Origin of the sequence: Pedobacter insulae, from assembly GCF_900113525.1 — a bacterium.
GTDB classification, from domain to species: Bacteria; Bacteroidota; Bacteroidia; order Sphingobacteriales; family Sphingobacteriaceae; genus Pedobacter; species Pedobacter insulae.
Map to the genome: position 1 here is coordinate 246,625 of NZ_FOPP01000002.1, position 13,208 is coordinate 259,832.

Consider the following 13,208-nt stretch of genomic DNA (forward strand, 5'->3'; position numbering starts at 1 on the left):
TATGAAAGTACATTTTATTGCAATAGGTGGGAGTGCAATGCATAACCTGGCGATAGCCTTACACCAAAAAGGTTATGAAGTTTCGGGATCTGACGATGTGATTTTTGAGCCTTCGAGTAGCCGTTTGGCTAAATATGGGCTATTGCCTGCACAAGAAGGCTGGAACATTGGAAATATAAAGCCAGATTTGGATGCGGTAATTTTAGGCATGCATGCGCGTATAGATAACCCAGAATTATTGAAAGCCCAGGAAATGGGTTTGCGGATTTACTCTTATCCTGAATATATTTACGAGCAATCCAAAGAAAAGTTAAGGGTAGTGATTGGCGGTAGTCATGGTAAAACTACGATTACCTCTATGATTTTGCACGTACTTAATTATCATCATAAAGATTTCGATTATTTAGTGGGTGCGCAGTTAGCGGGTTTCGAAACCATGGTTAAGGTTACCGAAAGTGCGCCAATAATTATCATTGAAGGAGATGAATATTTGGCATCACCGATAGATAGGAGACCAAAATTTCATTTGTACAGGGCAAATATTGCAGTAATTAGTGGAATTGCCTGGGATCATATCAACGTATTTCCCACTTTTGGGGAATATATTTCACAGTTCGATAAGTTTATTTACACAATTTTCCCCAATGGAAAATTGATTTATTGTGAGAGCGACGAAAATTTGAAGCAAATTGTTTTAAATACGAAGGCAAATATTGAAAAAATACCCTACCTTATTCCTCCAAATAAAATAGTGGATGGAGAGACCATTTTGTTGCCGAACACTCCCTTAGAAATTTTTGGAAACCATAACTTATTGAACCTAAATGCGGCACGTTTAGTCTGTTCGGAGTTAGGAATAAGTGAGGAAGAATTTAGGGATGCGATCGCTAGTTTTACTGGAGCTTCAAAGCGTTTAGAACTGTTAAATAGTGTGAACGATACGAATATATACAAGGATTTTGCGCACTCTCCCTCAAAGTTGAAGGCCAGCGTTGATGCTGTAAAGGCGCAATTTAAAGATAGAAAGCTAGTGGCCTGCATTGAACTTCATACTTTTAGTAGTTTGAATTCGAAATTTTTGGATCAGTATAAAAACACCATGGATAAGGCTGATGTACGCATTATTTATATTGATGAAAAAACGTTTCGGCATAAGAAAATGGAGCCCTTAACAAAGGATGATATTGTAGAGGCTTTTAACGATCCGGATCTGGTATTTTTTGATGACTCTAATGCACTGGAAACTTATCTCAGAAACTTAGATTTCAGAGGGACGAATTTACTACTGATGAGTTCCGGGAATTTTGACGGAATGGATTTGATAAAGTTGGCATATGAGTTGAATAGCTAAAAACAAATAAACTATAACCGAAACTGTATGAGCTTAATTGGAAAAAACATTAGAACACTCCGTCAAAAAAATGGATGGAGCCAAGGTGAAGTGGCTAAGAGATTGGCAATATCAATACCCGCGTTTTCAAAAATTGAAACAGGTATTACAGATGTTAATATCTCCAGGTTGGATCAGATAGCTACTTTGTTCGAAGTTTCTACCATTGATCTGATTTCTAAAGAAGGCGAGCATCATCAATCTGAAAATGCCGCAGAAATTAGCATGCTACGGGAGAAAATCGCATTTAAGGAGGAAGAAATTATTAGCTTACAAAAGAAAGTAATTGAACTTTACGAAGAACTGAGAAACAAAGACAAAGCTGCAGGCTAAATAGTTTTTCTCATCGTTAAATGGCGTTTCCCGAATGTGGCTCCTGTGGCTTCATGAAAAGACAACATTTTATCGTTAAAATCGCCTACCCAAGATAATTCTAATTCTGTGTATTGATTTTTTGGAAGTACATATTCACCGAGTTTGATGATGAGGGCTGACTCGAGGCCATGCTTTTGATATTTGCTTTTTGTACCCATCACAATAGCACGCATCCGGGTAACACCAATCCATCGTTTATAGGCAAACTTTAGCTTCTCCATAAGCCCAAGTTTGCCATTAAGTCCCTTTATCATTTGGTTGGCATCTGGTATAATGACAACGAACGACACAGGTTCTCCATTCGCGTAAGCAAACCAAATCAGGTTTTCATCCATGATCACTTCCATTTGCTTAAAGCTTTCCCGAAGTGTTTCCTTCTTAATTGGAACAAAGTTTTCAAAATCCTTCCAACCGTCATTATAGATCTCCATCAGATCGTTGATGTACTTCTCTGCATTTTTTTTAGAAAAATGTTCAAAAGAATAATCTGGTTTTGCCGCCACCCAGTTGGCAATTTTTGTAAAGCGCGCAGGGAATGGGATGGTCAGGTTGATGTGGTTAGTTAATTGTTCATAAGCCGTTTCAAAGCCGTAGGCTGTAAAAAAATGATGATAATATGGTTGATGGTAGTTCATCCCGTAAGAGGGTGCGGTAAAGCCCTCAACCAATAGTCCCCAAAAGGAATCGTTCTCACCAAAATTAATCGGACCCTCCATTACCTCCATTCCATTCGAGGCTAACCAATTTTTAGCGGTATCAAATAGGAGGAAAGCTGCATCTTGATCATTAATGCATTCAAAGAAACCGATCCCTCCGGTCGGCCGCTCATAGATATGCGCTTTTTTGTCGTTAATAAAAGCTGCAATTCTGCCAATAACTTTTCCTGCACTATCTTTCAATATCCACCGAATGCATTTTCCATGGTTAAAGAAAGGGTTTTTAGCTGGATCGAATACTTTTTCGATATCTTGATCTAAAGGACGGATAAAATGAGGGTCTGCTGCATAAATTTCTTGAACAACATTTAAAAAAGCTTTCTTTGTTGTTTTATCTTCAACGACTTCAATTTGCATTTTTCGGAGATATTAAAATAAAAAGCACCCTAGAAGGATGCTTTTATGATATAAAATTTTTGGGAATATTTAGTACCTATCGTCGTCGTCATCCTCGTCATCAAAACTTTCAAAAGTATCAAGGTCATCTAGCGGTATATCGAAATCATCTTCTTCTTCCGCCAAGACTTCATTATCTTGAATGTCATCATCATCTTCTTCATCTGACTCCTTTTTGGACAGGGGTTTGTTAATTGGCGTTTTCTGGCTTGGTTTTTTTGGCGTTTTCATAACACAAAAAATATTAATTGTACGAAAGTTCTACTGCTTATCTAAATTACGCAAAATCTTTTTAAATAGAAAGAAACGTCTTTTTTAGATTTTATTTATCTAGTTCAAAATTAAGAGAAAAAGCTTTTTCTTAAAACTTTTTTTAAATTTTTCTTGGACTGAAACGCAAGGGTTTAGCATTTTCGATATGCTTTCCATTCATAAAGACTTATATAAAAGGGCGTAGAAAGGACATTGCGCGGTCCGGGGCAAAAAAAAAGCGTCCTAATTGTTATTGGGACGCTTTTAACACACAAATGAAACCTGAATTGAGATATAGTTTTAGGTTAGGTTAAAAAATATCTTAGTCAATCCTATAAGAACGCGTTAAAACAAAACATTTAACGTTTGTTTAATATCTTAATACAAGTTTAGTGCTATTATCACTACCTATCTAGTAAAATGAGTGAGTGGTAATGATAATTGAGTAAACGGTAATATTTAGGTTAATGGGACAGTAATGGTGATGATTGTACCGCTTTGACCGTTCTGTTTTATAGATAACTGTATAGGTTTTGCTTCAATTTTGTTTAGTAAATTGATTCTTTCCTGGGTTAAATCCATTCCTTTACTCTGATGTCCCGATTTTTTTTGGAACATGGAGTTGTCGATGCCTATCCCATCGTCAATAATGCTGATCTGTAAATAACCTTCCTCTTTTAAGTCGATATGAATGTCTACTTCTCCTCCCTCTTCTTTTGGCATAATGCCATGCCAGATAGCATTTTCGATGTAAGGCTGTAATAGCATTGAGGGTATGAACGATTCTTCTTTGTCAATCTGTGGGTCAATAGCTATTTTATATTTGAATTTATCTCCAAATCTATTTTTCTCGAGGCTCAAGTAGAGATTGAGATATTCTATCTCTTCTTCTAAATTGATATAGCTTTTTGTACAAATCTCCAGATTTTTTCGAATAAGCTTGGCAAATCCAGTTAGCACACGGTTTGCCGATGAAGTGTTGCTGGTATTGATAAAATGCTGGATGGAGTTCATTACATTGAATACGAAATGAGGGTTCATCATTGCCTGCAATGCCCTTTGCTCGAGCATAAGGGTTTTATTCTTTAACAAAAGTTGTTCTTGTTCTTTATTCTTTTGCCGCTTAGTCATATTTACGGTAATGATATACAGTAAAGATGCACCTATAGCAAGCAAAATAGCGATAAACCACCAAGTTTGCCAAAAATGTTTTTCGAGTTTAAAAGTAATGATCGCGGGCTCGCTCCATTGATTGTCCTGGCTTTTTGCACTTACTTCAAAAACATAGGTATCGGGTTCTAATGAGGAAAGTTCCAATCTCCTGTTTTTGGTTTCCGTCCACTTGGCATCGCTTTTTAACCGGTAGCGGTAAGTTAGTTGTTGGGTTTTAAAGTCTACCGCACTATAATTGAAAACGATGTTATGGTCATCTGGTTCGAAAACAAAATTAGTTGAGCTTAAATCCAGGGGTACTTTGTTGTGAGTGATCGAGGAGATGTATATTTCGGGTACACTTTTTAATTGCGAAGTTAAGTTGTGGTTAAAATAAACTAATCCGTTATTGGTTGCAAAATAGGCCGTATAATCATCAATGTAGAGGTCGTTCAGGTCATCTGATAAGAGGTCATTTGCATAATCGAATGAGTTCATGCTAATTTTATTGTGCTTAAATAATATTCGGTTTACGCCATTATTGCTTATGGCCCACAAATAATCGCCTTTTACAAATAGCCTATTGATGATGTTGTTATTAAGCCCATCCTTTTGGGTTATGTGTTTAATAATTTTTTGATTTGCCATCAATAAAATTCCATAGCCATCAGTAGCCATGGCAAATACTTTATTAGGTAACTCCTTTATGTCATTAATTCGTTTAGATAACATCGAATTTTGGACATAATGTTTCTTGATAATGCCGTTTCCGAATTGCGAGACTCCATTTAAATTTGCGAACCATAGGTTTTGTTGTTGATCAAAATAGACGCTATAGGCTCGCTCCTTGAAGTAATCTTGGTTTTCTTTATAATTTAACGCATTAAATTCAAATTTATCTAAGCGGTTGTTAATGATCACTACGCCGGATGACAATGCCAAGGCAAGTTTTTTATGCTGATCTAAAGTGAAATTCTTGACTACAAATACAGAGTTGTTCGTTTCTTTCAGATAGCTGATGCTGGGTTTAAAGTTGTAGATATTTTCAATTTTCCCCAAGCCATAATCTGAGGCGAAATACATCGTGTTTCGGGAAGTGTCTAGCTTAAATTGTTTGATATTATTATACCGCTTCTTATCGGGAATACTAAGATGTTTAACGTCTTTTGTGTTTACATCTACTAAGTCTATTTTGGCATTATTTAAACCTAGCCAGAGCCTGTTTTTGCGATCTTTCGTAACGCTTTTAACAATATTATTTGATAAGCCGTCTTGTGTATTTAGAATGTACAATCGTTCTTTACGGTCGGGAAGCCGGTAAATACCATTTTTGGTGGTAAACCACATATTTCCATTTCGATCTTTAATGACCTGATTAACATCAATTTCTTTTAAAATATGATTGCTTGAGCCATCAAAGCCAAGTATATAAACTCCACTATTATTACTGAGCCATAATTCCTTTTCGTTCGTATAAATATAACCAGGGCTATTGGTTAACAGATCGCTACTGATGTTCAGGATTTTTTTAACCGTGAAGCCGGTTTTTAAGTTTAAGCCTCCCTTATCCAAAAAGTACATGCTTTTATTTTTAAGATTAAGGCTGGTTTTATAAGATAATGGTAAAACTGTATCGTTGATTAGCACGAAATCTCTTTCAATAAATACATGCAATCCTTGCGTACTGTAGGCCCAGATGTTGCTTTTGCTATCTTCATGAATAAAAGCATTGATAAACTGTTTTTGAGGATTAGGAGAAACATATTTCAACACGGACTTTTCATTCCAACAGGCAATAATGTTTTTGTTGGTGCCAAACCAAATTCTTCCCCTGCTATCTTCAAAAAAAGAGACGACAACAGCATTTAGGTTTAGGAATTTAAGTTTAGGTTCGTTTTCTGTATTATAAATTTTTCCGTTGTAGAAATAGCTAAGCTGACCATTTAATGCTAAGAACCAAATTCTACCCCTGCTGTCTTCTTTCAACTGAAGAATTTGATTGTCGGGTAGCCCATCATCTACCGAAAAGTTTTCAAAATTTGAACCATCAAAGCGACTTACTCCTGCGTCCGTCGCAATCCATATGTAACCCTTTTGATCTTGGAGTGTAAAATAGCAGTTGTTACTAGGTAAACCTTCCTTTGTTGTATAATGGGGTAAATAGAGAGTTTGTGCGTAATTTGTTCTTGCCTGAAAACATAGGGCAATTAGCGTGAAAATCACATATCTTAAAACATTAACCTTCATTTTGCAAATTGGTAAATGCTTTGATCTTTTCAAAAAAATCGCTCGCTCGCCGCCTTGAAACGGTAATGCTTTCTCCATTTTTGAGTATGACTTGTAAGCCGTTTTTGGAGTTATATTCTTTGATATAAGCTAAATTAACGATGGTAGATTTATGGATGCGGACAAATCTATTTTCCGGCAATATTTCTTCATAATCCTTTAATACCTTGGAAACAGCTATTTTTTCGGATGTGACTAAGTTAAATACTGAATAATTGCTATCTGCCTCAATATGTATGATATCGTCGATATCTACCAAACGATATCCTTGTCCGTTTGGTATGGTAATCTTTTTAATAGACGATTTGTTCGTCAAGTCATTTGCTAAGTTTTTGAGGCTTTCATTCCGATTGTGCTCATTTTTTACATATTTGGCAGCTTTTTCTACGGCAGCCGTTAATTCATCTATATCAATAGGTTTTAATAGATAATCAAGCGCATTCGCCTTTATAGCCTTTAATGCATATTGATCATAGGCAGTTGTGAAAATTACGGTAGCATTGGCAATTTCAGCCTGCGGTATAAGTTCGAAGCCGTTTTCGCCAGGCATGGCAATATCTAGAAAGATCAGGTCTATTGGGTGCTGATTGAGAAGCGCTCTGGCTTCATTTACCGATTTAGCAATACCCGCGACGTGAACTTCCTCACAATTTTCTTGAAGCAGAAAATAGAGAGAAGACCTAGCGAATTCTTCATCATCAACAATAATTGCGTTTAGCACAGTTTTGAGTTTATAAAGTTGAATTTATCTAAAAAAATGGCGATTAGAAAATATTTCTTGATTTAAAAAGAGGGGTATATAAAAAAATATTTACCAATATAAAAACCGAATGCAATTTCTTCTCGTAATTAAAAGCAAACCTAATTATATAATCTTAATAAAACTTTTATAAAAAATTGACTATGGAAAATTTAAATGAGAGAAACCAAAACATGCTGTCTGTAGAAGGTAGTATTTTGGAGGCCAAATTAGAACGCCGATCATTCTTGCAATATGCAGGTGCTGGTGCGGCAATTGTTGCATTAACTGCCGCGGGTTGTAAAAAGGATAGAGTTGTTGTACCTACAGGGGTAACACTAGACTTCAAAGATGATTTCGGTGTACTAAATTATGCCTATGCGTTGGAACAGTTGGAAGCTGCATTTTACATCAAAGTGGCATCGGCACCTCCTTCAGGTTTCAGTACTGCTGAACGTAATTATTTTAATGATATACAGTATCATGAGGTTGCTCACCGAGAATTCTTTAAGAATGCTTTGGGAACGGCAGCAATCGGTGGGTTGGAAGTAGATTTTTCGAGCATTAATTTTTCGGACCGTGCAAGTGTGTTGGCGGCGGCAAAAGCTTTTGAAGATTTGGGGGTTGCAGCTTATAATGGTGCAGGAGTGCGCTTAAAAACCGATGCATATATTGTTATCGCAGGGCAAATAGTTTCTGTTGAGGCTCGACATGCTGCCTATGTGCGTGATCTGATTTCCAACGGAAGTTTTGCCAATGCCGAAGTGGTGGATGCGAACGGCTTAGACAAAGCTTTTACGCCAGATGTAGTACTTGGTGCAGCCTCGAAGTACATCAAAACCAAAATCAATGTTATTAATCTTTAATCTTAAAATTAGCAATCATGAATATCGTAAATATATTAGAAGAAATAGAAAAAGTTGACGGTGAGATCTATGAGAGATTAAATCCGAGAAGAGCGGCAATGAAGGACTTTTTTAACATGGGTAAAAAAATCACGCTTGCCGCAATGCCTTTAGCGTTAGGTTCTGTATTTAAAAAGGCATATGGTCAAACTACGCCCTCTCAAATTAGTGATGTACTAAATTTTGCCCTAACCTTAGAGTATTTAGAGTATCATTTCTATAACCACGCTGTAGTTGCGGCCCCGGGTTTAATTCCAGCCGGAGCTCCACTGGGCGCCATTACTACCATTCGCGACCATGAATTGGCGCATGTTAATTTATTGAAAGGTGCTTTGGGTGCAGCGGCAAGAGCTCCTTTAGCTTATAGCGATTTTGATTTTACGGGTAAGGGGACTTTTCCAGATGTATATAGCAATTACTTAACGTTTTTAAAGGTTGCAACTGCTTTTGAAGATACTGGTGTTAGAGCTTATAAAGGACAGGCTACTGTGTTAAAAGGTAACGCTGTTTTAACAACGGCCTTGCAAATTCATTCAGTAGAGGCCCGACATGCTTCCCATTTACGCCAGATGTTGGCGGCAAATGGTGCTACTGGTTTAAAACCGTGGATTAGTTTAGGTGCGGGAGGTGCATCAAATGATACAGGAATTGCTGCCGTGGACCCAATTTATGTACGTGAGAATACGAGTATGCAAGCAGGTATAAATATTGTCGGGATAAATGGAAACTCGGCGATAACCGCTGCGATCGCTGCCGAATCTTTTGATGAAGCATTAACAAAAGCAGAAGTACTGGCTATTGCCAGCCTTTTTATAAAATAAAAGTTTAGATTACCTATTGATTTGTTTTTTTTAGAAAAGTGGAGGTTATGCCTCCCTTTTTTTTAATTTTGGGCTTTATCGCTTTGCGGCATCTTTTCCGAATTTTCGAGGATAATACGAGAGGGTAACCATGAAGTATTGTTGCAGTACGTTTCTGGTAGATGTTGTAAAAGTGTTGGTGCCGGCAAAATTATTTATCGACCTGTTTTGTTTTAGTAAATCTAAGGCCGACAGTTTGATTTCTGCATTATTGCCTTTTGTGAATCGATAGTTCGCTTCAGCATTCCAAATTGTAAAGTTTATGGTTTCCCCGATTGAGGGGTTATTACTGTTTAAACTTATGTTGCTGTTTACAGAGAATCTCTTAGTGAAATTATAATTGGCGCTTAACCCAGATGTTAGCGTGACGTTTTTATAAACTGTGTTTAATGTTTGCTGCTTGGATGAACTTGTTGCAACACTTTGCGTGCCCTCTAAAGCGAATTTATCTTTAAAGGTAAAATTTGTAGAGATCTTATTATCTGTTGAGAAATTATTGGAGAAGTTAAAAATTCCATTCAGATAATTAGGTGTTCGATTAAAGTTAATATTAATGGTGTAACCAAATTTTAGTTCTGCAGCTTTAAGTTTAAGAGATTTTCGTACATCTCCGTACATGCGGGCATATTTGCTGCCATTTGCATTTGCCAGGTAATTGTTTCTTCTATTATTAGCATCTATAAATGAACTGTCAATAATTGCGTCTTCAATTAGGCCAATTGCGCCATTGAAATTGAAGTTGAGGGTATTCTTGTTTCGCATATCATAGCGGTAAAGATTGACGCTTATAGATTTGTTTTTTGATTCGATAAGGTTGATGTTTCCTCTTTGCAGGTTGTATAAATTGGTACTATCTGTTAAAGGGGCTAACTGGTTAATAGTTGGAATACCGATTGTTGTATTATAGACTAAGGAAACACTTGTTTGTTGAGTGCCGTATTGATAGTTACTATAGTTTATACTTGCAGTGGGTACAAAGTTGTTATAGTTTTTCTTGATATTCTGGAAATTCTTGATCGACTTATTATCCTGATAGCTTATTTGTTGAGCAGCGGTTAATTCAAAGCTTAAATTTTTACTGTACCGATTGCTTAATTGCTTGTGGAAATTTTTGGAGATCGAAAAACCGGGTGTAAATATTGCCTGGTTGGTCTGTAAATTGTTAGAAAGATAATTATTTATCTGGTAATTGTTGCCACTTAAGTCTTCAACAATATTTTTATTCTTATTGTTTGCTAGGTCGAGCTTGGCAGAAATTTTTCCATCAAAGTTAGCAAGGTTTTTATTGCCAAAAAGTAAATATTTTAGATTGCTAATTGTTGCGTGGATGTTTTGATTCAAATTTTTGAAATCTGTTTGATAATTCCTGTTAAAATCTCTGTTTAAGGAAGGATTTAGCAAATCTTTAAAAGCCGTAATTTCATTCCTGTCGGTATTTCCATTGCTCATAGAGAGATTATAGCTCATGTTGAAACTCTTGAATCTTTGTTTCCAGTTGCTATAATTATTATACCCGTAACTGGCCCTCAAATTTAAATTTTGGCTGTTTGAATTATCGGTACTGCTTCCGTTATTTGTACTTGTTAGTTGATTATTGTTGTTGGAAGCATTTCGAATGTTGGTTTGGCTACTGTTGCTGTATCCGTCGGTAAAAGATTCGCTGATATCCAGTTGATGGCTTTTTTTTGCATAGGTAAATTGTGAGTTTTGACGGTGATTTACCCTATTTCCCACACTTGCATTTTCCGAAAAAGAGAAAATCTGGTTGTTGGTTGATAAAGTGGTGATACTGTTACTCTGATTATTATTGATTGATTCTGTGCTAGAAAAGTAGTAGTCTGAACTCAACGAGCTTCTATTATTCCAGTCTTTACTCTCGGGATTGAAGTTGTAATTTAGCTTGGCACCCGCAACCGTTCCTTTATTAATCCCTGTTTGCCTAAAATCTGGTTGATATTCTATGTTAGTCCCTACACCCTTGAAAGTGCTGTTCCGCACTAACGTATTAATGTCGTTTGGTGTTTTATTGATATCGTTTGTAGCACCAATAAGCGAAAGTTGTAATTTTGGGGTACTAAAATTAATGTTTCCATCAATTTGGTAATGGTTATTAGTTCCATAACCGAGGCCAATTTTGCCGAAATAGGATCTGTCTTTGCCTTTCTTTAATTTTAAGTTGGCCACGAGGCTACTGTCTAGTGGATTGTTGCGGTCGGCATTATTAAATATCTGGATCTTTTCGAGGGCATTTTTCGGTATGTTCTGTAGTATCACTTTGTTGTCGCCACCAAAAAATTGTTTACCATTTACCAATAAACTTTTTACTTCCTTGCCGTTCACGGTAATAATTCCATCGCCCCAAACCGTGATATTTGGAACTTTTTTCAGTAAATCTTCTACCGTTGCATTGGTGTCTAGCTTAAATGCAGCTGCATTGATCTCTAAGGTGTCATTATTATAGGTTATGGGTGGGATGGTTATTACCACTTCTTTCAAAGTCTCATTTCTAGGGTTTATCACTAGGGTCTTTAAATCAAGCGTACTTTGACCTTTTGGAATTGTTACGTTTTGACGGAATGTCTCGTATCCTATATTACTAATGTCTATTCGCAGCATTTGTCCGATGGGAAGATTCGTAAATTTGAATTCCCCATAATTGTTACTTAACTGATAGTTTAGAACCGAACTATCGGCGCGATAAATAGAAACTGTCGCAGCTTTTAATACGTAGTTGTGAACGGTGTCCCGCACTATCCCCTTGATGGTTCCTGTGGTGGGTTCGGTAGTTTGCTGAGCATGCGATAAAGAGGTGAATAGGCATACGATACCTATTGTTAAAAAGAAAGGGAGGCGCATAAATTATTTAGTTTTTGGTTGGAAAACTACTAATACTGGATTGCTTTTTCTGTCGCCAGTTTTAAGATAGTTTTCTAAAAGTGGAGGATATTTTGCTTTCTTATCGGCACTTCGTTCTTTAAAAGCAAACATTGCCAATGATGAATAGCTCGTATAAAATTTTCCCCCTTCGTAGGCTAAAAATCCGCGGTTTTCAAAATCATAACCAAAACCAGAGTCGGTGATTGGTAAAAAATGTGAGAGACTATCGGGTTCCAAATCTTGAAAAGAAATTAATTCGCTTGTTTTGATATTATAGATTAAGTTTTTCTTTTGGTCTTTGTCCCAAAAAATGTTCGAAAATCTTAAGTAGAGATGATCTCCTAATAAGTAACTTTTTCCTAAACCATGGATAACCTTTTTATTTTTCTCAAAAAATTCGAAACGCTTTTTAACGTAAAGAGGGTTAGTTACAAAATCTTTTGGTAGGGTATTAATCGCAGGAAGGATAAGCTTATAGGCTAATGAAACGGCATCGGGTGTTATTTTATACAAGTTATAATCATAAAAAGTAGAAAAAAAAGCTGCGTTGGGAGCGTATTGGCTAATACCACCATCACCGTACCAATCATCTTTTTCCCACATTTTATTGTCGAACGTAAAATAACCTATGGTGTCTTTTTTTATCTTATTGATTAAGTTTACTTTGTAAAAAGTACTATCTTTTCCTTTTTTAATAGACAGGTTTTGTTTAACAGCAATATTGCCGTCAGACATCGTAACTTCATCAAAATAGCTAAAGTTTTTTACTTTTTTAACAAATTTACCTTCCATGGTAAAATATTGAATGTTATTGTTCGTGAACATAACAATATAATCGTTTCCATCTTCCTGAATGGCTCTAAAGCCGTAAGATTGTGCTTTTTCTTTGTCCTCTTTATCTGAGTGAAGTTTGGTTGCGTCAATTTTGGTAACGAATTTTCCTTCGTCATTAAATACCAGGACAGCTCTGGTATCATAGTCATAAATAATAAACTTTTTGCCGGCCACCTTTAATTCAGCGATGTTGCCGAACAGACTTTCTTTGGTGGTTTCTAAGGGAATGAATTTTACTTCGTCAAAAAGCTGGGATACTGTTGCGCCCCGTGCGCTTTGTGGGTCAATACGTAGGGTAAGCATCTCTGTACTGTCAATTTTACCTTGTGCATATACTTGAAAGGAGGAGATTAGGGCTAGAACGAGCGCGTTAATTAATTTTCTGAACATGAATAAAAGTTATCTAATTCAATGTTAAAAAATAAA

General features: G+C 36.3%; 10 protein-coding genes. 4 read left to right on the forward strand and 6 right to left on the reverse strand.

Features of this window, described 5'->3' with window-relative positions:
* Position 1 precedes the first annotated feature (1 nt).
* Positions 2-1,351 (forward strand): UDP-N-acetylmuramate--L-alanine ligase, encoded by a 1,350-nt coding sequence (locus BM207_RS04010; protein WP_090992287.1) that lies wholly within the window; start codon positions 2-4, stop codon positions 1,349-1,351.
* Positions 1,352-1,378: 27 nt separating this feature from the next.
* The gene (locus BM207_RS04015) at positions 1,379-1,723 is read left to right on the forward strand and encodes a helix-turn-helix domain-containing protein (protein ID WP_090992288.1); all 345 of its coding nucleotides are present in this window, start codon (positions 1,379-1,381) and stop codon (positions 1,721-1,723) included.
* Here the strand turns inward: BM207_RS04015 and BM207_RS04020 are convergent.
* From BM207_RS04020 to BM207_RS04035, 4 genes are all read right to left on the reverse strand, one after another.
* Entirely contained in the window at positions 1,720-2,838 is a 1,119-nt protein-coding gene (locus BM207_RS04020) for an N-acetyltransferase (protein WP_090992289.1), read from the reverse strand. The two genes, BM207_RS04015 and BM207_RS04020, sit on opposite strands and share 4 nt — an antisense overlap.
* Positions 2,839-2,907: 69 nt before the next feature.
* Complete coding sequence (locus tag BM207_RS04025; protein WP_090992290.1) at positions 2,908-3,108, reverse strand: hypothetical protein; 201 nt, start codon at positions 3,106-3,108, stop codon at positions 2,908-2,910.
* A gap of 480 nt (positions 3,109-3,588) precedes the next feature.
* Positions 3,589-6,528, reverse strand: coding sequence for a ligand-binding sensor domain-containing protein (locus BM207_RS04030; protein ID WP_177217048.1), 2,940 nt, complete (start codon positions 6,526-6,528; stop codon positions 3,589-3,591).
* Positions 6,518-7,288 (reverse strand): LytR/AlgR family response regulator transcription factor, encoded by a 771-nt coding sequence (locus BM207_RS04035; RefSeq protein ID WP_090992292.1) that lies wholly within the window; start codon positions 7,286-7,288, stop codon positions 6,518-6,520. Before BM207_RS04035 ends, BM207_RS04030 begins: the two co-directional genes overlap by 11 nt.
* A 182-nt stretch (positions 7,289-7,470) precedes the next feature.
* Between BM207_RS04035 and BM207_RS04040 the strand changes: the two genes are divergently transcribed.
* A complete protein-coding gene (locus tag BM207_RS04040) occupies positions 7,471-8,172 on the forward strand; it encodes a ferritin-like domain-containing protein (RefSeq protein WP_090992293.1) in 702 nt (233 codons plus the stop codon).
* Positions 8,173-8,189: 17 nt separating this feature from the next.
* Positions 8,190-9,032 carry a ferritin-like domain-containing protein gene (locus BM207_RS04045; protein ID WP_090992294.1) on the forward strand — a complete coding sequence of 281 codons (843 nt, stop codon included), beginning with the start codon at positions 8,190-8,192 and terminating at the stop codon, positions 9,030-9,032.
* Between the two features lie 75 nt (positions 9,033-9,107).
* Here the strand turns inward: BM207_RS04045 and BM207_RS04050 are convergent, their stop codons facing one another.
* Together BM207_RS04050 and BM207_RS04055 are read right to left on the reverse strand one after the other, a co-directional pair.
* Positions 9,108-11,927 carry a TonB-dependent receptor gene (locus BM207_RS04050; protein ID WP_090992295.1) on the reverse strand — a complete coding sequence of 940 codons (2,820 nt, stop codon included), beginning with the start codon at positions 11,925-11,927 and terminating at the stop codon, positions 9,108-9,110.
* Positions 11,928-11,930: 3 nt separating this feature from the next.
* A complete protein-coding gene (locus BM207_RS04055; protein ID WP_090992296.1) occupies positions 11,931-13,172 on the reverse strand; it encodes a 6-bladed beta-propeller in 1,242 nt (413 codons plus the stop codon).
* Between the last annotated feature and the right edge of the window lie 36 nt (positions 13,173-13,208).